General features: G+C 61.4%; 1 protein-coding gene. It reads left to right on the top strand.

Going from position 1 to position 1,206, the window contains the following annotated elements; all coding sequences use genetic code 11:
- Positions 1–14 precede the first annotated feature (14 nt).
- Positions 15–1,205 (top strand): elongation factor Tu, encoded by a 1,191-nt coding sequence (gene tuf, locus AC4BAR_RS14840; protein WP_490628665.1) that lies wholly within the window; start codon positions 15–17, stop codon positions 1,203–1,205.
- Position 1,206: the final 1 nt, after the last annotated feature.

The raw sequence follows: 1,206 nt of genomic DNA on the forward strand, positions 1-1,206 counted from the left end.
TGGAGATTTGAAAAATGGCAAAAGAGAAATTCACACGCACGAAGCCGCACGTGAACGTGGGCACGATTGGTCACGTTGACCATGGTAAGACCACGCTGACGGCGGCCATCACCACCGTTCTGGCGGCCAAGTTTGGCGGTTCCGCCAAGGCCTACGACCAGATCGATGCAGCGCCCGAAGAAAAGGCCCGCGGCATCACCATCAACACCGCCCACGTGGAATACGAAACGGCCAACCGCCACTACGCCCACGTGGACTGCCCTGGCCACGCCGACTACGTCAAGAACATGATCACCGGTGCCGCCCAGATGGACGGCGCCATTCTGGTGTGCTCGGCCGCTGACGGCCCCATGCCCCAGACCCGCGAGCACATCCTGCTGGCCCGCCAAGTGGGCGTGCCTTACATCATCGTGTTCCTGAACAAGTGCGACATGGTCGACGACGCCGAACTGCTCGAACTCGTTGAAATGGAAGTCCGCGAACTCCTCGACAAGTACGATTTCCCCGGCGACGCCACCCCCATCATCCACGGCAGCGCCAAGCTGGCCATGGAAGGTGACAAGGGCGAACTCGGCGAAGGCGCCATCATGAAGCTGGCCGACGCCCTGGACAGCTACATCCCCCTGCCCGAGCGCGCCGTTGACGGCTCCTTCCTGATGCCTGTGGAAGACGTGTTCTCCATCTCCGGCCGTGGCACCGTGGTGACCGGTCGCGTTGAGCGCGGCATCATCAAGGTCGGCGAAGAAATCGAAATCGTCGGCATTGCCGACACCCAGAAGACCATCTGCACCGGCGTGGAAATGTTCCGCAAGCTGCTGGATCAAGGTCAGGCTGGCGACAACGTCGGTATCTTGCTGCGCGGCACCAAGCGCGAAGACGTGCAGCGCGGCCAAGTGCTGTGCAAGCCCGGCTCCATCAAGCCGCACACGCACTTCACCGCTGAAATCTACGTGCTGAGCAAAGACGAAGGTGGCCGTCACACGCCGTTCTTCAACAACTACCGCCCGCAGTTCTACTTCCGCACCACCGACGTCACCGGCGCCATCGAGCTGCCTGCTGACAAAGAAATGGTGATGCCGGGCGACAACGTGACCATCACGGTCAAGCTGATCAACCCGATCGCCATGGAAGAAGGCCTGCGCTTCGCCATCCGCGAAGGCGGCAAGACCGTCGGCGCCGGCGTCGTGGCAAAAATCATCGCGTAAT

It is taken from the genome of Rhodoferax sp. SPJ4 (genome assembly GCF_058216275.1).

Bases quoted from the DNA above. Each gene is read 5' to 3' on its own strand.
- tuf (WP_490628665.1), top strand. From the start codon at position 15: ATGGCAAAAGAGAAATTCACACGCACGAAGCCGCACGTGAACGTGGGC.